Annotated in this window: 14 protein-coding genes, 1 tRNA gene and 3 rRNA genes; 7 read left to right on the top strand and 11 right to left on the bottom strand. The window is 52.7% G+C overall.

The window, feature by feature from the left end; all coding sequences use genetic code 11:
- Positions 1-4 precede the first annotated feature (4 nt).
- Together glnG and KGP16_RS26175 are read left to right on the top strand one after the other, a co-directional pair.
- A complete protein-coding gene (gene glnG / locus KGP16_RS26170; RefSeq protein ID WP_024527821.1) occupies positions 5-1,417 on the top strand; it encodes a nitrogen regulation protein NR(I) in 1,413 nt (470 codons plus the stop codon).
- Between the two features lie 117 nt (positions 1,418-1,534).
- Positions 1,535-1,657 carry a YshB family small membrane protein gene (locus KGP16_RS26175; RefSeq protein WP_137751101.1) on the top strand — a complete coding sequence of 41 codons (123 nt, stop codon included), beginning with the start codon at positions 1,535-1,537 and terminating at the stop codon, positions 1,655-1,657.
- A gap of 47 nt (positions 1,658-1,704) precedes the next feature.
- Here the strand turns inward: KGP16_RS26175 and hemN are convergent, their stop codons facing one another.
- Together hemN and yihI are read right to left on the bottom strand one after the other, a co-directional pair.
- On the bottom strand, positions 1,705-3,078 hold the full coding sequence (hemN, locus tag KGP16_RS26180) for an oxygen-independent coproporphyrinogen III oxidase (protein ID WP_094983256.1): 1,374 nt from the start codon (positions 3,076-3,078) through the stop codon (positions 1,705-1,707).
- A gap of 186 nt (positions 3,079-3,264) precedes the next feature.
- The gene (yihI, locus tag KGP16_RS26185; RefSeq protein ID WP_223498636.1) at positions 3,265-3,813 is read right to left on the bottom strand and encodes a Der GTPase-activating protein YihI; all 549 of its coding nucleotides are present in this window, start codon (positions 3,811-3,813) and stop codon (positions 3,265-3,267) included.
- A 745-nt stretch (positions 3,814-4,558) separates the two neighbouring features.
- Between yihI and yihA the strand changes: the two genes are divergently transcribed.
- Entirely contained in the window at positions 4,559-5,206 is a 648-nt protein-coding gene (yihA, locus tag KGP16_RS26190) for a ribosome biogenesis GTP-binding protein YihA/YsxC (protein WP_024482967.1), read from the top strand.
- Between the two features lie 544 nt (positions 5,207-5,750).
- Here yihA and polA read toward each other — a convergent pair.
- Positions 5,751-8,546 carry a DNA polymerase I gene (polA, locus tag KGP16_RS26195; protein WP_209523660.1) on the bottom strand — a complete coding sequence of 932 codons (2,796 nt, stop codon included), beginning with the start codon at positions 8,544-8,546 and terminating at the stop codon, positions 5,751-5,753.
- Positions 8,547-8,942: 396 nt separating this feature from the next.
- Entirely contained in the window at positions 8,943-9,188 is a 246-nt protein-coding gene (locus KGP16_RS26200) for a hypothetical protein (protein ID WP_223501588.1), read from the bottom strand.
- Here KGP16_RS26200 and KGP16_RS26205 point away from each other — a divergent pair.
- Positions 9,100-9,939 carry an acyltransferase gene (locus tag KGP16_RS26205; protein WP_245398330.1) on the top strand — a complete coding sequence of 280 codons (840 nt, stop codon included), beginning with the start codon at positions 9,100-9,102 and terminating at the stop codon, positions 9,937-9,939. The genes KGP16_RS26200 and KGP16_RS26205 overlap by 89 nt on opposite strands.
- A 46-nt stretch (positions 9,940-9,985) precedes the next feature.
- Here the strand turns inward: KGP16_RS26205 and dsbA are convergent, their stop codons facing one another.
- The 3 genes from dsbA to KGP16_RS26220 all read right to left on the bottom strand — a co-directional run bounded on the left by dsbA (position 9,986) and on the right by KGP16_RS26220 (position 11,988).
- Entirely contained in the window at positions 9,986-10,609 is a 624-nt protein-coding gene (dsbA, locus tag KGP16_RS26210; protein WP_024482970.1) for a thiol:disulfide interchange protein DsbA, read from the bottom strand.
- 29 nt (positions 10,610-10,638) lie between these two features.
- On the bottom strand, positions 10,639-11,625 hold the full coding sequence (locus tag KGP16_RS26215; RefSeq protein WP_071683787.1) for a serine/threonine protein kinase: 987 nt from the start codon (positions 11,623-11,625) through the stop codon (positions 10,639-10,641).
- Positions 11,626-11,718: 93 nt separating this feature from the next.
- Positions 11,719-11,988, bottom strand: coding sequence for a YihD family protein (locus KGP16_RS26220; RefSeq protein ID WP_059199298.1), 270 nt, complete (start codon positions 11,986-11,988; stop codon positions 11,719-11,721).
- 151 nt (positions 11,989-12,139) lie between these two features.
- On the opposite strand from KGP16_RS26220, the gene mobA reads away from it, so the two are divergent.
- Positions 12,140-12,730, top strand: coding sequence for a molybdenum cofactor guanylyltransferase MobA (gene mobA / locus KGP16_RS26225; RefSeq protein WP_115159618.1), 591 nt, complete (start codon positions 12,140-12,142; stop codon positions 12,728-12,730).
- Positions 12,727-13,248 (top strand): molybdopterin-guanine dinucleotide biosynthesis protein MobB, encoded by a 522-nt coding sequence (gene mobB, locus KGP16_RS26230; protein WP_223500560.1) that lies wholly within the window; start codon positions 12,727-12,729, stop codon positions 13,246-13,248. The genes mobA and mobB overlap by 4 nt, the downstream gene beginning before the upstream one ends.
- A 304-nt stretch (positions 13,249-13,552) precedes the next feature.
- Here the strand turns inward: mobB and rrf are convergent.
- The 4 genes from rrf to KGP16_RS26250 all read right to left on the bottom strand — a co-directional run bounded on the left by rrf (position 13,553) and on the right by KGP16_RS26250 (position 18,684).
- Positions 13,553-13,668 (bottom strand): 5S ribosomal RNA (gene rrf, locus KGP16_RS26235).
- Positions 13,669-13,771: 103 nt separating this feature from the next.
- Positions 13,772-16,679 (bottom strand): 23S ribosomal RNA (locus KGP16_RS26240).
- Positions 16,680-16,922: 243 nt separating this feature from the next.
- A tRNA-Glu gene (locus tag KGP16_RS26245) sits at positions 16,923-16,998 on the bottom strand.
- Between the two features lie 145 nt (positions 16,999-17,143).
- Positions 17,144-18,684, bottom strand: a 16S ribosomal RNA gene (locus KGP16_RS26250).
- The 16S, 23S and 5S rRNA genes sit together here with 1 tRNA gene alongside, the layout of an rRNA operon.
- 518 nt (positions 18,685-19,202) lie before the next feature.
- On the opposite strand from KGP16_RS26250, the gene KGP16_RS26255 reads away from it, so the two are divergent.
- Positions 19,203-19,892, top strand: a complete 690-nt coding sequence (locus KGP16_RS26255; protein WP_223500561.1) for a FadR/GntR family transcriptional regulator — start codon at positions 19,203-19,205, stop codon at positions 19,890-19,892.
- The last annotated feature ends 20 nt before the right edge of the window (positions 19,893-19,912 follow it).

Genomic DNA, 19,912 nt, shown 5'->3' on the forward strand with positions numbered 1-19,912 from the left:
TGCTATGCAACGAGGGATAGTCTGGATCGTCGATGACGATAGCTCCATCCGCTGGGTGCTAGAGCGTGCGCTCACCGGAGCCGGGGTGAACAGCGTCACCTTCGACAGCGGCAATGCCGTGTTGGAAGCATTGGCCACGCAAACTCCCGACGTGCTGCTATCAGATATCCGCATGCCGGGTATGGATGGCCTGGCGCTGCTCAAGCAGATCAAACAGCGTCACCCGATGCTCCCGGTCATCATAATGACGGCACATTCGGATCTGGACGCGGCGGTTAGCGCCTATCAACAAGGGGCATTCGATTACCTGCCAAAACCCTTTGATATTGATGAGGCCGTTGCTCTGGTAGAGCGTGCCATCAGCCACTATCAAGAGCAGCAGCAACCCGCTCGCAGCCAGCCTGCCAACGATCCTGTCGCCGATATTATTGGTGAGGCCCCGGCAATGCAGGATGTGTTCCGCATTATCGGCCGCCTGTCACGTTCCTCCATCAGCGTGCTGATCAACGGGGAGTCGGGAACTGGGAAAGAGCTGGTCGCCCATGCGTTGCATCGCCACAGCCCACGCGTCAAATCTCCGTTTATCGCCCTGAACATGGCCGCGATCCCCAAAGACCTGATCGAATCTGAACTGTTCGGTCATGAGAAAGGGGCGTTTACCGGCGCCAATCAGATCCGTCAGGGCCGTTTTGAACAGGCCGACGGTGGTACGCTGTTCCTGGATGAAATCGGGGATATGCCGCTGGATGTGCAAACCCGCTTGCTGCGCGTATTGGCGGATGGCCAGTTCTATCGCGTGGGTGGCTATGCGCCGGTAAAGGTTGACGTGCGTATCATTGCCGCCACCCACCAGAACCTGGAGTTGCGCGTTCAGGAGGGCAAATTCCGTGAGGATCTGTTCCACCGCCTGAACGTGATCCGCGTACATCTGCCGCCGCTGCGTGAACGCCGTGAGGATATTCCGCGCCTGGCGCGCTATTTCCTTCAGGTGGCTGCGAAAGAGTTGGGTGTGGAGGCGAAGAACCTGCATCCGGAAACCGAAACCGCCCTCACTCGCCTGCCGTGGCCAGGCAACGTACGCCAGTTGGAAAACACCTGCCGCTGGCTGACCGTGATGGCCGCCGGGCAAGAAGTGCTGATCCAGGATCTGCCTTCAGAGCTGTTTGAAACCGCCGCGCCGCAAGCCAGTAGCCACGGCTTACCGGACAGTTGGGCCACGTTGTTGGCACAGTGGGCCGACCGCGCGTTACGTTCCGGTCATCAAAACCTGTTGTCCGAAGCTCAGCCGGAAATGGAGCGCACTTTGCTCACCACCGCGCTACGGCATACCCAGGGGCACAAGCAGGAAGCTGCCCGCCTGTTGGGATGGGGCCGGAATACCTTAACGCGTAAGCTGAAAGAATTAGGGATGGAGTAAGAGAGGGGGCGCTAGATGATTAAAAATACAATCCAGCGCACAAAAAACCAGCGATTTAAGGCTTTTACCGGATATGCGACAGCAGTATGATCGAAACGCAAACTCAGGAGGCTTTTGATGCTGGATACACTCATCGTCTTTCTTACCCAAGGCGCAGACGTCGGCTCTGCCGTCAGCCATTCACCGCAGGCGGCCGTTGCCACGGTGTTGTGCGCCGCACTGATCAATTTCTTCAGTTAACAGGGCGCAGCACGCTGCGCCCCTACACATCCACCTTGGTGTTGGCGTCAGATAACCCGGGAGAACTGTTGGGCGCGGGCCTGTTTACGCAGGTAGATATCGAAGCACATGCAAATATTACGGATCAGCAAGCGCCCACGAGGCGTGACGCGAATGCCATGCTCATCGCGCTCCACAAGCCCGTCACGTTCGAACGGCGCCAGTAACTCCAGATCGGCGGCAAAGTAATCCGCAAACGCAATGCCGTATTGCTGCTCAATCGGTTGATAGGCCAGTTGGAAATTACAGATTAGCGTCTTGATCACATCACGGCGCAGGCAGTCATCTTCCGTCATCGCCAGGCCACGCCACAGGGCGTTCCCCTGCTCTTCCACGTTAGCGTAATACACCTTCAGCTCTTTCTGGTTCTGCGCGTAGCTGTCACCCAGCATGCTGATGGCGGAAACCCCCAGGCCCAGCAGATCGCTGTCCCCTTGGGTGGTATAACCCTGGAAATTGCGGTGCAGCTTGCCTTCGCGCTGGGCAATGGCCAGCTCATCGTTCGGCCGGGCAAAATGGTCCATGCCGATAAACTGATAGCCCGACTCCGTTAGCGAAGCGATGGTTTGCTGCAGAATATCGAGTTTCTGCTGGGCGCTAGGTAGATCGGCGTCCTTGATTTTACGTTGGGCAGCAAACAGGTTCGGCATATGGGCGTAGTTAAATACGCTCAGGCGATCCGGGTTCAGCTCTGCCACCCGTTGCAGGGTGAAGGCAAAACTCTCTGGCGTCTGCTTCGGCAGGCCGTAAATCAGATCGATATTGGTCGAGTTGAAGCCAAGCGCTTTAGCCCGGGCGATCAGGGCAAAAATGAACTCTTCATCCTGCTCGCGGTTAACCAGACGCTGCACTTCTTTATTGAAGTCCTGCACTCCCATGCTGAGGCGGTTGAAGCCTTCGGCACGCAGGTGGTCCAGCACGTCCAGCTCGATTTCACGCGGGTCAACTTCGATCGACATCTCCATTGCTGGCTGGAAATCAAAGTGCTGGCGTAGCATGGCGACCAGCCGACTGATTTGCTGCTTATCCAGATAGGTTGGCGTACCGCCGCCCCAATGCAGTTGGCTGACCTTGCGGCCGGCAAACAGAGGGGCACGAGCGATGATTTCCCGCTCCAACACGGCCAGGTATTCATCGGCCTTGTGAGTCTGGCGTGTGACCAGCTTATTGCAGCCGCAGAAATAGCAGAGCTTATGACAGAAGGGAATATGGACATACAGCGACAGCGGGCGCTCAGGGTAGCGCGTAGCCGCGCGTTGGAACGCAGCTTCGTCATAGCCCTGGTTAAACTCCAGCGCCGTGGGGTATGAAGTATAACGCGGGCCTGAATAGTTATATTTTTGGATCAGGGCCAAATCCCAGACAATGGTCTGTTCTGACATGCTTGCTCACTCCTTCCGATATTTTTTCCTACCGGGCCGGGAAATGGGCAGTTGTCTACGCTGTCTGGCCGCGGAAGCGCTGCGAAAACGCGTTTTGCGCTTCGACAGCCGCCACAGTTTACCGAATAACCACAGTAGATAACATGTCAACAGTAGGGCTATTGCCGGGATCAGCCACATAACCGCTTAAAATACGTCTTTCGGGTTACCGCCTTTCAGCAGTTTCAGAATATCTTCCTGCTTCTCTTCCTGCTCTTCGTCGTCTTCATCACCCAGTTCGATGCCCAGCTGTTCCATCAGCGCATCAATACGATCCAGGGTTTGATCAACGTACGCCTGATCTTCCGCGCTCAGCGTGGCGCCTTCATCCAGGCGATCCAGCAAGGCATCCAGACGTTCATCGTTTTCCAGCTTGGTCAGTTCTTCTTCTGGCGTGAGGCGCGGTTTTTCTGCCTTCGGTTTTGGCTGTGGCTTGGTCGCCTTCACTTTAGCGTCGACCACCAGCGCAACCGGCACTTTACTGCCGAGACGAGGATCTTTGGGTTGCGCGCCAGTTTTATTTTTCTGGCTGGCAGACTCAACCTGGGTACGTGAACCGGAAGCCAGGCCACGGCGCTTTTTCAGGCGCTTGCGCTCGCGCGCTTCCTGATCGAGCTCCACACGACTTTTCTTTTTACTTTTTGACGTCGCCGCGCTGCTGCGTGGGCCGCGAGGTGCTTTTGATGGCTGGTTCATGGCTTTTACTCTTAGGTATGTAGATCCAGTATAGAATTGCTATACGGTTGCGGCGGAATCTAGCAGAAAGCAGACAAAGAAAAAAGGCGGCAGGTTAAAACCTGCCGCCTATTTCGCACCTTCACTCGAAGGATATTCCTGCTCCGCGCTCCATGCACACACTCAACATCCCGGTTTTTCCATCTGCGATAACCGCGCTCCCTGCTACTACGTCTTTCATCCTGAAAGAAAAAATCATCCGTGCTGCGATCCGTTCGCTTCCACTCTTCCTGAGTGCGCTTCCCGCGGGCGTCCCAATTGCAGTCACTTCATCATCCGTGTACTATTCGTGCGCTCCGGCACCAATAGTTTCAATTCCATCTGACATCATCCTGGTACTCATTACACTGCCTGTGTATTCCCTGAGATTTTTCACCCTTCCTGGATGTTCCTGTTTCCTTGGCCTCCTGCCTTGCAACCTACTTTACGCTTTTATGGGATGTGCTCAAGATACCTACAGGTGGCTTACGACGATCTTTTACTTAACGAAATTACAATGCCCTGTTTTATAACAAATAAAATATTTACAGCTTTCGAATAAAGCGACATTACCCCCAATTCGAATGGTCAATGTCTCACACGGCGGTCGACCTTTTGCCACAAGGGCTCAGTGGTTAAAACGCTTAATAACCGAGAAACACACCCTTTTAGCGCTGATGCAGTTATAATCGCCCACCAGATAGCCATCCTCACGGAGACGAAAATTTTGACCAGCAAGAACTACAATTACCATGTGACCCATTTCGTCACCAGTGCACCCGATATTCGCCACCTACCGGGGGATGAAGGTATTGAAGTTGCGTTCGCCGGCCGTTCCAACGCCGGTAAGTCCAGCGCACTGAATACCCTGACCAATCAGAAAGGCCTGGCACGTACCAGTAAAACGCCGGGGCGTACCCAGCTGATTAACCTGTTCGAGGTCGAAGAAGGCATTCGCCTGGTCGACCTGCCAGGCTATGGCTATGCCGAAGTGCCGGAAGAGATGAAGAAGAAATGGCAGCGGGCGCTGGGTGAATACCTGCAAATGCGTAACTGCCTGAAAGGCCTGGTGGTGCTGATGGATATTCGTCATCCGCTCAAAGACCTGGACCAACAGATGATCCAGTGGGCCGTCGACGTTGGCACGCCAGTGCTGGTCCTGCTGACCAAGGCCGATAAGCTGGCCTCTGGTGCCCGCAAGGCACAACTCAATATGGTGCGTGAGGCCGTGCTGCCATTTATGGGTGATATTCAGGTGGAAGCCTTCTCGTCACCGAAAAAGATCGGTGTCGATAAACTGAGCCAGAAGTTGAATACCTGGTTTAACGAGATCCCACCGGAAGTGCTGCCGGAAGACGATATCGGCGGGGAATGATAACCGCTGCGGGTATTTCGTAGTGGGCCGCATGCAGAGCCGATGCTAAAACATCGGCTTTTTTACGCCCGTTATCACCCTACACGAGGCCGCATTTCGTTATCTAATTACAATTTTGACTAAAAGCCATCATAAAAACTTATGGTAGATAGTGCGCTGTCAGGAGATACATGCAGATAAATCAGCCAAAGGAACGGCAGGAGAAGAGCAGGCGGGGATAACGAAAATCGATGCTTTTGCTTTGTTTTTACAATAAAAAACGCCCCAGTCAATACTGACTGGGGCGGCTAAATATTCAGCCAAATCCGATTACGTGAAGTAAAAGGTCTGAAAGATAGAACATCTTACCTCTGTACCCTACGTCTGTAACTCTACATCATTTTTTCACGCTGCAAAAGAATTTTTTGTAGTTTACTTACACGATCCGGGCACTAACAACGCCAATTTAGTCGAAACAATCACCGAAGGATGTTGCTCAATTACCAAAAGTGCTTAGGTTTTCGCCAGTTAGCGAAAACTGGCCATAACGTATCACCCAGGGTAATCAGTGAGCCTCATCCCAGTTTTTACCTACGCCGATGTCCACCCGCAGCGGAACAGCCAGCTGCATACTGTTTTCCATTAACTCATGAATGCGCAGGCTGGCCTCTTCGATGGCGGACTCGTGGATTTCAAACACCAGTTCATCGTGTACCTGCATGATCATGCGCACCAGCGGCTTCTCAGGCCCTTGCAGCCAGGCATCCACCTCAATCATCGCACGTTTGATGATATCCGCAGCAGTGCCCTGCATAGGGGCGTTAATCGCCGCTCTCTCGGCCGCCTTGCGACGCATACCGTTACTGGAGCGAACGTCCGGCAGATACAACCGGCGGCCATCCAGCGTGCTGACGTAGCCCTGCTCGGCGGCCTGCTGACGGGTGCGCTCCATATACTCCAGCACGCCAGGGTAGCGCTCGAAGTACAAATCCATATAGCGCTGCGCTTCGCCGCGCGGGATCCCCAACTGGCGAGCCAAACCAAATGCGCTCATGCCGTAAATCAGACCAAAGTTAATCGCCTTGGCACTGCGACGCTGTTCGTTGGTGACCTTCTCCAACGCCAGACCAAAGACTTCTGCCGCCGTTGCCCGGTGTATGTCCTTACCTTCAGCAAACGCTGTGAGCAAGCCTTCGTCCTGCGATAAATGGGCCATGATGCGCAGTTCAATCTGCGAGTAGTCCGCCGCGACAATACGGTAACCCTCAGGCGCAATAAATGCCTGACGGATACGGCGCCCTTCATCGTTACGTACCGGAATGTTTTGCAGGTTTGGATCGCTGGATGACAGGCGACCGGTGGCGGTGACGGCTTGGTGATAGGAAGTATGCACCCGCCCGCTAACCGGGTTGATCATCAACGGCAGTTTGTCGGTATAGGTGGTTTTCAGCTTCGCCAGACCACGGTATTCCAGGATCACTTTAGGCAGCGGATAATCCAGCGCCAACTCGGCCAGCACTTCCTCATTGGTTGAAGGAGCACCGCCAGGGGTCTTTTTCAGCACCGGCAGCTTTTGCTTTTCATACAAAATGGCCTGCAACTGCTTGGTCGAGGCCAGATTGAACGGCTCTTCTGCCAATTCATGGGCCTGCACTTCAAGCTCGCCGAGGCGCTTGGTCAACTCAATGGAGTGAGCAGCCAGAATGTTAGGATCGATCAGCACCCCGGTGCGTTCGATATGGGAAAGCACCGGCAACAGCGGCATTTCAATCTCATTGAATACCGTCAGCAGGCCTTCACTCTCTTTCAACTGCGGCCACATCGCCAAATGCAGCTGTAGCGTAACGTCGGCATCTTCTGCCGCATAAGGGCCCGCCTCTTCAAGGGCGATCTGGTTAAAGGTTAACTGTTTTTTGCCTTTGCCCGCGATCTCTTCGAAGGTAATGGTTTTATGGCCCAGGTAGCGATCGGCCAGGCTATCCATATCGTGACGGCCACTGACGCTGTCGAGTACGTAGGACTCCAGCATGGTGTCGTAGGCGATACCGCGTAGATCGATGTCATAGCGGGCCAGCAGGCTTTTATCGAACTTCAGGTTCTGCCCCACCTTCAACGCCTTTTCGTCTTCCAGCAGCGGCTTCAGGATGGCCAGCACGTGGTTGCGATCCAGCTGTGGGGGAGCATCCAGATAATCGTGTGCAACCGGCAGGTACGCCGCCACGCCAGGCTCAATGGCGAAGGACAGACCGATCAGGTTAGCCGTCAGGGTATCCAGGCCGTCAGTTTCGGTATCGAAGGCGAAAACTTCGGCCTGTTTCAGGCGCTCCATCCAATCGGCGAAGGTTTCCTCATCCAGAATGGTGACGTAACCTTCCTGCGACAGGGTAGGCTCTACGGCGGCTCTTGGTGCTTCTGCCGTTGAGGCTGGCTTGGCTGCCGCGCTGGCCTTACGACCTGACCCTTTGTTTTCTAACCAGGTCCCGGCTTCAACATCGGCCATCCAGCGTTTGAACTCGTAGCGCTTAAACAGCGCCTGCAGTTGATCGACATCCGGTGGGCTCACTTCCAGCTCACTGCATTTCAGATCCAGTTCAACATCGGTTTTGATTGTCGCCAGTTTGTAAGAGAGATAGGCCACCTCTTTGTTCTGCTCCAGCTTGGCCGCCATGGTCTTGGCACCGCGGAAGCTCAGCGTGGCAATGCTATCCAGATTGGCATAGAGCTGATCCAGGCCCCCTAACCCTTGCAGCAGCGCCTGGGCCGTTTTCTCACCCACCCCAGGTACGCCAGGGATGTTATCTGACGAATCCCCCATCAGCGCCAGGAAATCGATGATCAGTTCAGGAGGAATACCGTATTTATCACAGACCTCCTGCGGGCCGAGGATGGTGTTGTTCATGGTATTGATCAGGGTAACATTCGGCGTCACCAACTGAGCCATATCTTTGTCGCCGGTGCTGATCAACACGGCATGACCCGCTTTCTCAGCCTCTAGCGCCAGAGTGCCGATTACGTCATCGGCCTCTACGCCAGGTGTAACCAGCAACGGTAACCCCATGGCTTTAACCATCTGGTGCAGCGGTTCGATCTGCGCTCGCAAATCGTCCGGCATCGGTGGCCGATGTGATTTATATTCGGCAAACAGCTCGTCACGGAAGGTCTTCCCTTTGGCATCAAACACCACCGCCACATGGCTGGGGGTATACTGCAACAGCAGGCTGCGCAGCATGTTCAGCACACCGTACATCGCTCCCGTCGGCTCACCGACCGAGTTTGTCAGCGGTGGGAAGGCGTGGTAGGCGCGGTAAAGGTAAGAGGAACCATCCACCAGGATTAATGGGTTTTCTGCAATCTGGGCCATAACGTTTCTTTTTCGTGAAAAGGACTGGGGTAAGCATGCCATAGCTAGCCGCTGGTGACGAACCTTAGCGTGCAATATGGCCAAATTAGATGAGATCCTGTGAAGCGATCCGCAAGATCCTGCCTGTGGATAACTTTGTGCATAGTTTAGCAACTGAATTATAACGAAGGTAATATCGTTATAATGGAGAATAAAATTCCTAGACAAATCACACTGTTGAAAGAGGGGATTGGCGGTTTTGCTATTTATCGTGTTTCAGTTAATTTGTGGATATAACTGGGGCCGAAGTTTAATCGCACGTTTAATCAATTTAGGCACCTCAATGACCATAGCACAAGATTGAAAATCTGCACGCCAACGGCTAACAACTGGCAATTTCTACCAGGTTAAAATCGCTTACTTATAGCCGCGTATTCTTGGCCAGGATTCTGTTAAAATATTTTTTTGTTGGTACGTACTGACGTATCTAACCATGTTTCCTTCAACCGTCAGCACTAAACCCATGCCAAAATTGCTAGCCCCTGTTATTTTTATCTTTTCTGCGCTGCTTGCCATTGGCGTAACGATGCTGTGCTCCATCCCCATTGTTTTGGCCGGTATCATTAAGCTTTTGATCCCCATGCCCGCCGTTTGGCGATACATTTCAGCCTTTGCTGACCTGACGATGTGGTGCTGGTGCCAATGCCTGGCAGTATTGTTACGAATTAATCCCCGCTTGCAGTGGGATATTCAAGGGCTGCACGGGCTGGAGAAAAAGAATTGGTATTTGCTGATCAGCAACCATAAAAGCTGGTCGGACATTGTAGTGCTGTGTGTGTTATTCCGTCACCATATACCTATGAATAAGTACTTCCTGAAACAGCAACTGGCCTGGATCCCCTTCGTCGGCCTGGCCTGCTGGGCGTTGGATATGCCCTTTATGAAGCGCTACTCGCGGGCCTATCTGCACAGACATCCAGAGAAAAGCGGGCAGGATATCGAAACCACGCGGCGTTCCTGCGACAAGTTTCGCCTGCGCCCGACCACCATCGTCAATTTCGTTGAGGGGTCTCGTTTCACCGAGGCCAAGAAAATTAAAACCCGCTCACCCTACCGCAATTTGCTCGCCCCGAAAGCTGCCGGGATCGCCTTTACGCTTAGTGCGCTTGGCCAGCAATTTGATAAGATCCTGAATGTCACCTTGTGCTATCCGGATAACCGTGAGCATCCCTTTATGGATATGTTGTGTGGCCGTTTGCAACGGGTTGTCGTCAGGATTGAATGCCTGCCGATTGATGAGTCGCTGCACGGGGATTACTTCAATGACAAACTGTTTAAACGTAAATTCCAGATTTGGCTGAATACGTTGTGGCAGGAAAAAGATGGTTTGCTAGACAGGCTCAAGCGTGAATAAGTTAAAAAAAACGCCGGATTAACCGGCGTTGATTTCTTGCTGCAGGTTACTTTTGTTCGGTCAGGAACTTAACGACATCAGCAAATTGCTTGACGTAAACGTCCATGCTGCTGGTATCCAGGCCATCGTTTTTCACCATGTATTTGCCATTAACAAATACCGCTGGCACGCCGCGCAGTTGCAAATCTTCTGCCGCTTTCTCTTGCTGAGCCACCAGAGATTTCACCACGAAGCTGTTTAAAGCCGCGTCATAGTCTTCACCTGCTACGCCTGCATTGACGAATACCTTGCGGATATCGTCAGGCGTTTGCACGGTTTGAGTTTTCTGAATCGCTTCAAACATTGGCTGAGTAATTTTGTCTTCTACACCCAGAGCCATGGCAACTGCCCAGGCCTGAGTTAATTGCTTACCCAATGGACCCAGGAATTCCACATGGTATTTGGTCATCTTGGTGCCTTCAGGCAGCGCTTTTTTGACCGCATCAGAAATATGGTATGTCTCTTCAAACTGGTAGCAGTGCGGGCAGTAGAAAGAGAAGAACTCCAGCACCTGTGGTTCGCCAGTTACCGGCTTATCCAAAGTGATGTATTGCGTACCGTCACTGAATTGCGCAGCGGAGGCACTGAATGCCATCACCATACCAACGAGTGCCAACCAAATTTTTTTCATAACACTAAACTCTCCATTATGTTAATGCTTCAATACATTGGCATGAGCTGCAGAGGGGGTTCCTGCAACAGCTTAACCTGTTCAGTAAATGCCGCAGTCTGAGATAACCAGAAATCAGACTCCGCCATCCACGGGAAACTTTTTGGAAACGCGGGATCCTGCCAACGGCGCGCTACCCATGCCAGGTAATACACCATGCGCATGGCCCGCAAGGGTTCGATCAACGCCAACTCGCGCTGATCAAATTCGGCAAATTCGCCATAGGCCTCCAGCAGGATATCCAGCTGCATCAGCCGATCGCGACGTTCGCCGTGTAACAACATCCACAAATCCTGTATTGCCGGCCCGTTGCGTGCATCGTCAAGATCGACGAACAGCGGACCATCACGCCACAAGATATTGCCTGGGTGGCAATCGCCATGCAAACGCAGCGGTTGCCAATCCAGTTGCCAGTGCGGTTTGATAGCGTCAATCAACGTATCCGTAGCCCGCAGGAAAGTCTCGCGCTGGGCCTTGGGAACTAAATCACAGCTGGCCAGAACCTGCCGGGGCTCTGTGAGATACTCTTCAATGCCAATGGTCGGCCGCTCGGTAAACAGGCTTTCGCTACCCACCTGGTGGATGCGGCCAAGAAAACGCCCGACCCACTCCAGCTGTTCCAGATTATCGATCTCGTACTGTCGGCCACCGACGCTCGGAAATACGGTAAAGAAAAAGCCTGCATGGGTGTGCAGCGTATTTCCCTGTAATACCAGCGGCGCGACCGCCGGAATTTCGTTGTGCGACAAATCCAGCGCGAACCGGTGTTCTTCACCGATTTGCTCTGCACTCCAGCGTTCTGGGCGATAAAATTTCACCACGTAACGCCGACGATCTTCGTCCATAAACTGGTATACGCGGTTTTCATAGCTGTTGAGCGCCGTCAGCCCTGAATCAACACGCAAACCTATCCCTTCCAGCGCATCCATTATCAGATCGGGAGAAAGGGTTTCAAAATTAAATGCAGAGTTGTTCATAACAACCGTTCAGTTCGCCAGATGACAACAGCGTGCCAAGAATAAGAAAGAGTAGCACTAATCACCGCCACTGATGATCGCACCGCATGAATGCTAATCTTTTATCACGCCACGGGCACGCAGCAACGCCGTTTTAAAGTCTTCTTCGTAGTCTTTCTTCAAGCCTGGGATCTGTTCTGTGCCCGCACTGCCGCGCATTTTCAGATGATAGATCAAGATATCATCGCTCAGATCGCCTAACTCACCCTGAAAACCCGCTTCCTGTGCCAGCTTTTGCAGAAACTGAATCAGGTTGAGATCGGGATCCTGCTGCCAGGCCGGGTGCAAAAGCTCAATCAGTTCGTTTACGCGATGCGTTTTCATAGCAACATATCATCCAATGAAGTGATAAACCCACAAAGTAGCAGGCTTGACTACGTAGTGAAAGAACCAGCGTGTCAATAAAGGTAAATCATGATGTCTGAACAGGTTTAGCGCTACAATCAGGGCATTGGAGAGGGGTTGGATGATGACTATGCATGCAAATATAACCGGCGTTATTCTGGCCGGTGGGCGCTCTACCCGCATGGGAGGGAAAGATAAAGGATTGGTGCAAGTGGGGGATAAAACGCTGTACCAGCACGTCCTGGGCCGATTAACACCACAAGTGAGCCAGGTGATCATCAGTGCCAATCGCAATCAGCAGTGCTATCAGCAAAGCGGCTTAGAGGTCGTCGGCGATCTGACGGCAGATTACCCTGGCCCCTTAGCCGGTATATTGGCTGGCCTCACTTATGCCAACACACCATGGATTGTCTGCGCCCCCTGCGATGTACCCGATTTCCCTCTCAACCTGGTAGAACAGCTTTGGCTGCATAAAGGCAATGCCCTGGCCGCCTATGCTTGTGATGGCGAACGTGAGCATCCTACCTTCACTTTACTGCATACTAGTCTGACAGAGGAACTCACCCGTTATCTAGCCCGGGGGGAACGCAAATTGATGCTGTTCATGGCGGCTGTCGGTGCACAACAGGTGGTGTTCCGTGGGCAGCAAGACGCCTTCCGTAATTTGAATACCCCGGAAGATTGCCAACAGTGGCAGCAGGAAAAGGGGGGCGATCAATGACGGAGTTATTGCCACCCTTGCTGGCTATCGCCGCCTATAGCGGCACAGGTAAAACCACGCTGCTTAAGCAATTGATCCCACTATTAAAACAGCAACAGGTGCGCGTTGGCCTGATCAAGCATACCCACCATGAGATGGATGTTGATACGCCTGGTAAGGACAGCTATGAACTGCGCAAGGCCGGTGCAGACCAGACGCTGGTTGCCAGCGATCGGCGCTGGGCATTAATGACCGAAACACCTGAACAACAGCCTTTAGATCTCCAGTATCTGGCTGGCAGATTCGATCGCAGCAAGGTGGATTTGATCCTGGTGGAAGGGTTCAAGCATGAACAGATCAGCAAAATTGTTCTCTATCGCGAGGAAGTCGGTAAACCGCTTGCAGATATGTTGGATCAGCACGTCATTGCCGTAGCCAGCGATAGGAAGATAGAAGGTGTTGCGCCGTTACTAGATATCAACCAGCCTGAAACGATCGCTGGGTTTATTGTTCAGTGGCTGAAGCAGACAAAGGCATAGTCCCCTCACCCTAACCCTCTCCCACAGGGAGAGGGAACCGATCGAGCTCGCGGATCTCTCTGTGTAATACTTCATCTTTCTACTTACTTCCAACGTCCTGAAGCGGTACGGGCAAACCCAACCTCTCCCCACTTTCCGAAGCAGTACGGGCTCATCCACGACGCCGGACGGCTCCCTCTCCCTCACACGGGGGTTCAGTTGTTCTCGGCTGGTACTCTGGGAGAGGGTGGGGGTGAGGGGCATTTCTGTTTTTGCCCCATAGCAAAAAGGCCATCCTTGCGGATGGCCTCTTGGCTTAATTGATGCCTGGCAGTGTCCTACTCTCGCATGGGGAGACCCCACACTACCATCGGCGCTACGGCGTTTCACTTCTGAGTTCGGCATGGGGTCAGGTGGGACCACCGCGCTATTGCCGCCAGGCAAATTCGTTTCATTCTTGGCCGTTACTTTCGTAACCACCAGAACCAATCTCGGAACTTCACTGAAAATCTCTACAATCTCTTCAAAACACCTTCGGTGTTGTAAGGTTAAGCCTCACGGATCATTAGTACTGGTTAGCTCAATGCATCGCTGCACTTACACACCCAGCCTATCAACGTCTTAGTCTTAAACGTTCCTTCAGGGGCCTTAAAGGCCCAGGGAAGACTCATCTCGAGGCAAGTTTCGCGCTTAGATGCTTTCAGCGCTTATCTTTTCCGCACTTAGCTACCGGGCAGTGCCATTGGCATGACAACCCGAACACCAGTGGTGCGTTCACTCCGGTCCTCTCGTACTAGGAGCAACCCCTCTCAATCTTCCAACGCCCACGGCAGATAGGGACCGAACTGTCTCACGACGTTCTAAACCCAGCTCGCGTACCACTTTAAATGGCGAACAGCCATACCCTTGGGACCTACTTCAGCCCCAGGATGTGATGAGCCGACATCGAGGTGCCAAACACCGCCGTCGATATGAACTCTTGGGCGGTATCAGCCTGTTATCCCCGGAGTACCTTTTATCCGTTGAGCGATGGCCCTTCCATTCAGAACCACCGGATCACTAAGACCTACTTTCGTACCTGCTCGAGCCGTCACTCTCGCAGTCAAGCTAGCTTATGCCTTTGCACTAACCTCACGATGTCCGACCGTGATTAGCTAACCTTCGTGCTCCTCCGTTACTCTTTGGGAGGAGACCGCCCCAGTCAAACTACCCACCAGACACTGTCCTCACCCCGGATTACGGGGCCGAGTTAGAACATCAAACATTAAAGGGTGGTATTTCAAGGTTGGCTCCATGCAGACTGGCGTCCACACTTCAAAGCCTCCCACCTATCCTACACATCAAGGCTCAATGTTCAGTGTCAAGCTATAGTAAAGGTTCACGGGGTCTTTCCGTCTTGCCGCGGGTACACTGCATCTTCACAGCGAGTTCAATTTCACTGAGTCTCGGGTGGAGACAGCCTGGCCATCATTACGCCATTCGTGCAGGTCGGAACTTACCCGACAAGGAATTTCGCTACCTTAGGACCGTTATAGTTACGGCCGCCGTTTACTGGGGCTTCGATCAAGAGCTTCGCCTTGCGGCTGACCCCATCAATTAACCTTCCAGCACCGGGCAGGCGTCACACCGTATACGTCCACTTTCGTGTTTGCACAGTGCTGTGTTTTTATTAAACAGTTGCAGCCAGCTGGTATCTGCGACTGGCTTCAGCTCCGAGAGCAAGTCTCTTCACCTACGCGCCAGCGTGCCTTCTCCCGAAGTTACGGCACCATTTTGCCTAGTTCCTTCACCCGAGTTCTCTCAAGCGCCTTGGTATTCTCTACCTGACCACCTGTGTCGGTTTGGGGTACGATTTGATGTTACCTGATGCTTAGAGGCTTTTCCTGGAAGCAGGGCATCAACTACTTCTGCACCGTAGTGCATCGTCATCACGCCTCAGGGTTGGTAGCGTTCCGGATTTACCAGGAACACCCCCCTACACGCTTAAACCGGGACAACCGTCGCCCGGCTAGCCTAGCCTTCTCCGTCCCCCCTTCGCAGTAACACCGAGTACAGGAATATTAACCTGTTTCCCATCGACTACGCCTTTCGGCCTCGCCTTAGGGGTCGACTCACCCTGCCCCGATTAACGTTGGACAGGAACCCTTGGTCTTCCGGCGAGCGGGTTTTTCACCCGCTTTATCGTTACTTATGTCAGCATTCGCACTTCTGATACCTCCAGCAAACCTCACAGTTCACCTTCAACGGCTTACAGAACGCTCCCCTACCCAACAACGCCTGAGCGTCGCTGCCGCAGCTTCGGTGCATGGTTTAGCCCCGTTACATCTTCCGCGCAGGCCGACTCGACCAGTGAGCTATTACGCTTTCTTTAAATGATGGCTGCTTCTAAGCCAACATCCTGGCTGTCTATGCCTTCCCACATCGTTTCCCACTTAACCATGACTTTGGGACCTTAGCTGGCGGTCTGGGTTGTTTCCCTCTTCACGACGGACGTTAGCACCCGCCGTGTGTCTCCCGTGATAACATTCTTCGGTATTCGGAGTTTGCATCGGTTTGGTAAGCCGGGATGGCCCCCTAGCCGAAACAGTGCTCTACCCCCGAAGATGAGTTCACGAGGCGCTACCTAAATAGCTTTCGGGGAGAACCAGCTATCTCCCGGTTTGATTGGCCTTTCACCCCCAGCCACAAGTCATCCGCTAATTTTTCAACATTAGTCGGTTCGGTCCTCCAGTTAGTGTTACCCAACCTTCAACCTGCCCATGGCTAGATCACCGGGTTTCGGGTCTATACCTTGCAACTATTCGCCCAGTTAAGACTCGGTTTCCCTACGGCTCCCCTATACGGTTAACCTTGCTACAAAATATAAGTCGCTGACCCATTATACAAAAGGTACGCAGTCACACCACGAAGGTGCTCCCACTGCTTGTACGTACACGGTTTCAGGTTCTATTTCACTCCCCTCGCCGGGGTTCTTTTCGCCTTTCCCTCACGGTACTGGTTCACTATCGGTCAGTCAGGAGTATTTAGCCTTGGAGGATGGTCCCCCCATATTCAGACAGGATGTCACGTGTCCCGCCCTACTCATCGAACTCACAGTTAATGCATTTTAGTGTACGGGGCTATCACCCTTTGCTGCGCGACTTTCCAGACGCTTCCACTAACACAAGAACTGATTCAGGTTCTGGGCTGTTCCCCGTTCGCTCGCCGCTACTAGGGGAATCTCGGTTGATTTCTTTTCCTCGGGGTACTTAGATGTTTCAGTTCCCCCGGTTCGCCTCGTATGGCTATGTATTCACCATACGATAGTGTGTCGAAACACACTGGGTTTCCCCATTCGGGTATTGCCGGTTATAACGGTTCATATCACCTTACCGACACTTTTCGCAGATTAGCACGCCCTTCATCGCCTCTGACTGCCTAGGCATCCACCGTGTACGCTTAGTCACTTAACCTCACAACCCGAAGGTGTTTCTGTAAACAGAGAACACTGTCGTGCTGTTTATTTGAGAGACTCTATGACAGGTTAATCCTTACCCCAATACTTCTACGGAGGGATAAGTTTCAGCTGTCATGTTTCAATTTTCAGCTTGTTCCAGATTGTTAAAGAGCAATATCTTAAACACGACTCGCAAGAGTCATCTTTAAGATAATCAGTCACGAATGACCGGTGATAATGTCTTTCACTCATTATCGGATGGCGTCCCCAAGGGGATTCGAACCCCTGTTACAGCCGTGAAAGGGCAGTGTCCTAGGCCTCTAGACGATGGGGACACAAAATCCGATTAAACCCAGGGTTTAACCGTTTCTCGTATCAGCATGAGTCCAGAAGACTCATTACATCAACAGGTAGCGCTTTGCTCATTACTTTTCATCAGACAATCTGTGTGGACACTGCACTCAACTGCATATCTTTAGGTAAGGAGGTGATCCAACCGCAGGTTCCCCTACGGTTACCTTGTTACGACTTCACCCCAGTCATGAATCACAAAGTGGTAAGCGCCCTCCCGAAGGTTAAGCTACCTACTTCTTTTGCAACCCACTCCCATGGTGTGACGGGCGGTGTGTACAAGGCCCGGGAACGTATTCACCGTAGCATTCTGATCTACGATTACTAGCGATTCCGACTTCACGGAGTCGAGTTGCAGACTCCGATCCGGACTACGACATACTTTATGAGGTCCGCTTGCTCTCGCGAGTTCGCTTCTCTTTGTATATGCCATTGTAGCACGTGTGTAGCCCTACTCGTAAGGGCCATGATGACTTGACGTCATCCCCACCTTCCTCCGGTTTATCACCGGCAGTCTCCTTTGAGTTCCCGCCATGACGCGCTGGCAACAAAGGATAAGGGTTGCGCTCGTTGCGGGACTTAACCCAACATTTCACAACACGAGCTGACGACAGCCATGCAGCACCTGTCTCACAGTTCCCGAAGGCACCAATCCATCTCTGGAAAGTTCTGTGGATGTCAAGAGTAGGTAAGGTTCTTCGCGTTGCATCGAATTAAACCACATGCTCCACCGCTTGTGCGGGCCCCCGTCAATTCATTTGAGTTTTAACCTTGCGGCCGTACTCCCCAGGCGGTCGACTTAACGCGTTAGCTCCGGAAGCCACGCCTCAAGGGCACAACCTCCAAGTCGACATCGTTTACAGCGTGGACTACCAGGGTATCTAATCCTGTTTGCTCCCCACGCTTTCGCACCTGAGCGTCAGTCTTTGTCCAGGGGGCCGCCTTCGCCACCGGTATTCCTCCAGATCTCTACGCATTTCACCGCTACACCTGGAATTCTACCCCCCTCTACAAGACTCTAGCTTGCCAGTTTCAAATGCAGTTCCCAAGTTAAGCTCGGGGATTTCACATCTGACTTAACAAACCGCCTGCGTGCGCTTTACGCCCAGTAATTCCGATTAACGCTTGCACCCTCCGTATTACCGCGGCTGCTGGCACGGAGTTAGCCGGTGCTTCTTCTGCGAGTAACGTCAATGAACAGTGCTATTAACACTGAACCCTTCCTCCTCGCTGAAAGTGCTTTACAACCCGAAGGCCTTCTTCACACACGCGGCATGGCTGCATCAGGCTTGCGCCCATTGTGCAATATTCCCCACTGCTGCCTCCCGTAGGAGTCTGGACCGTGTCTCAGTTCCAGTGTGGCTGGTCATCCTCTCAGACCAGCTAGGGATCGTCGCCTAGGTGAGCCATTACCTCACCTACTAGCTAATCCCATCTGGGCACATCCGATGGTGTGAGGCCCGAAGGTCCCCCACTTTGGTCCGAAGACGTTATGCGGTATTAGCTACCGTTTCCAGTAGTTATCCCCCTCCATCGGGCAGTTTCCCAGACATTACTCACCCGTCCGCCGCTCGTCACCCAGGAGCAAGCTCCCTGTGCTACCGCTCGACTTGCATGTGTTAGGCCTGCCGCCAGCGTTCAATCTGAGCCATGATCAAACTCTTCAATTAAAAGCTTGATTTGCTGCAACTCGTGCAGCGATGCTCGAAAATTAACTTTCGTAATCATTCATTCGCATGAATGACTGCTTGGTCACTCTTCAAGACTTGATATTTTTTTGCTACCGAAGTAGCTGGATATCGTCTTGTGAGTGCCCACACAGATTGTCTGATAAATTGTTAAAGAGCGTTCGTTACCGTGAAGTTTCTCGGTAACGCGGGAGGTGCATATTACGCTTTCCCGCTGAAGAGTCAACCTTTTTCTCTTACGAGACGCGGTGTTTTCACCGGGTTGCTTCTTCCTGGCTGGGCGACTTGTTCGTCGTTGTTCCCGGTCAGTGGAGGCGCATTATAGGGAGTTCTCAGAAGGGCGCAACCCCTAAATTCAAAAAACTTTTCAAGCGCGGCTTTTTTCGGCAAAACGCTGTCTTGTTCGTCGTTTTTGCCACTTTTTCCCGAAAACAGCCGTAAAAGCTGGCGCTCCCTGGCGTAAAATGAAAGATAACAATGCAGTTAAAGGAACCGCAGCCATGCAATTCAATGCTCAACAACAGGCGGCACAGCGTAATCTTTCTTATCTGCTGGCAGAAAAGCTCGGCCAACAGATCCTGGCCGGTGAATATCAAGCCGGCAGCATCCTGCCAGGCGAGATGGATTTGGCAGAACACTTTGGCGTCAGTCGCACTGCAGTACGTGAAGCAGTAAAAATGCTGGCGGCCAAAGGCATGCTGTTGCCGCGCCCCCGCATCGGCACCAGGGTCATGCCGCAAAGCCAATGGAACTTCCTCGATCAGGATCTGCTGACCTGGTGGATGACCAGAGAGAACTTCGACCAGGTCATGCAGCACTTCCTTATTCTACGCACGTCGCTGGAACCTCAGGCCTGTTCATTGGCAGCCATCAACGCCACCCAGGAGCAAAAAACGCGATTGGTCACGCTGATGACAGAAATGCAGGCGCTACACGTGGATTTTGACCGCGAACGCTGGATTGAGGTCGATACCCAGTACCACCAGCTAATCTATGAAGCCAGCGCCAATCCGTTTCTCACCTCGTTCGCCAACCTGTTCAGCTCGGTGTATCAAAGCTATTTCCGGGCGATCACAGGTAATGAAGTGATCAAACTGCAACACCATCAGGCCATTGTGGATGCCATAGTCGCCAGTGACAGCACCGCAGCCCTCACTGCATGCCAAACATTGTTGCAGGGCAATGCGTAAACTCCGCAGCTATATATAGA

This window comes from Serratia sp. JSRIV006 (assembly GCF_019968685.1).
Taxonomy (GTDB): Bacteria; Pseudomonadota; Gammaproteobacteria; order Enterobacterales; family Enterobacteriaceae; genus Chania; species Chania fonticola_B.

What these genes read in the sequence shown, in the direction of transcription:
- glnG (WP_024527821.1), top strand. Translation starts at nt 5, where the DNA reads ATGCAACGAGGGATAGTCTGGATCGTCGATGACGATAGCTCCATCCGC.
- KGP16_RS26175 (WP_137751101.1), top strand. Translation starts at nt 1,535, where the DNA reads ATGCTGGATACACTCATCGTCTTTCTTACCCAAGGCGCAGACGTCGGC.
- hemN (WP_094983256.1), bottom strand. Translation starts at nt 3,078, where the DNA reads ATGTCAGAACAGACCATTGTCTGGGATTTGGCCCTGATCCAAAAATAT.
- yihI (WP_223498636.1), bottom strand. Translation starts at nt 3,813, where the DNA reads ATGAACCAGCCATCAAAAGCACCTCGCGGCCCACGCAGCAGCGCGGCG.
- polA (WP_209523660.1), bottom strand. Translation starts at nt 8,546, where the DNA reads ATGGCCCAGATTGCAGAAAACCCATTAATCCTGGTGGATGGTTCCTCT.
- KGP16_RS26200 (WP_223501588.1), bottom strand. Translation starts at nt 9,188, where the DNA reads ATGTATCGCCAAACGGCGGGCATGGGGATCAAAAGCTTAATGATACCG.
- dsbA (WP_024482970.1), bottom strand. Translation starts at nt 10,609, where the DNA reads ATGAAAAAAATTTGGTTGGCACTCGTTGGTATGGTGATGGCATTCAGT.
- KGP16_RS26215 (WP_071683787.1), bottom strand. Translation starts at nt 11,625, where the DNA reads ATGAACAACTCTGCATTTAATTTTGAAACCCTTTCTCCCGATCTGATA.
- KGP16_RS26220 (WP_059199298.1), bottom strand. Translation starts at nt 11,988, where the DNA reads ATGAAAACGCATCGCGTAAACGAACTGATTGAGCTTTTGCACCCGGCC.
- mobA (WP_115159618.1), top strand. Translation starts at nt 12,140, where the DNA reads ATGCATGCAAATATAACCGGCGTTATTCTGGCCGGTGGGCGCTCTACC.
- mobB (WP_223500560.1), top strand. Translation starts at nt 12,727, where the DNA reads ATGACGGAGTTATTGCCACCCTTGCTGGCTATCGCCGCCTATAGCGGC.
- KGP16_RS26255 (WP_223500561.1), top strand. Translation starts at nt 19,203, where the DNA reads ATGCAATTCAATGCTCAACAACAGGCGGCACAGCGTAATCTTTCTTAT.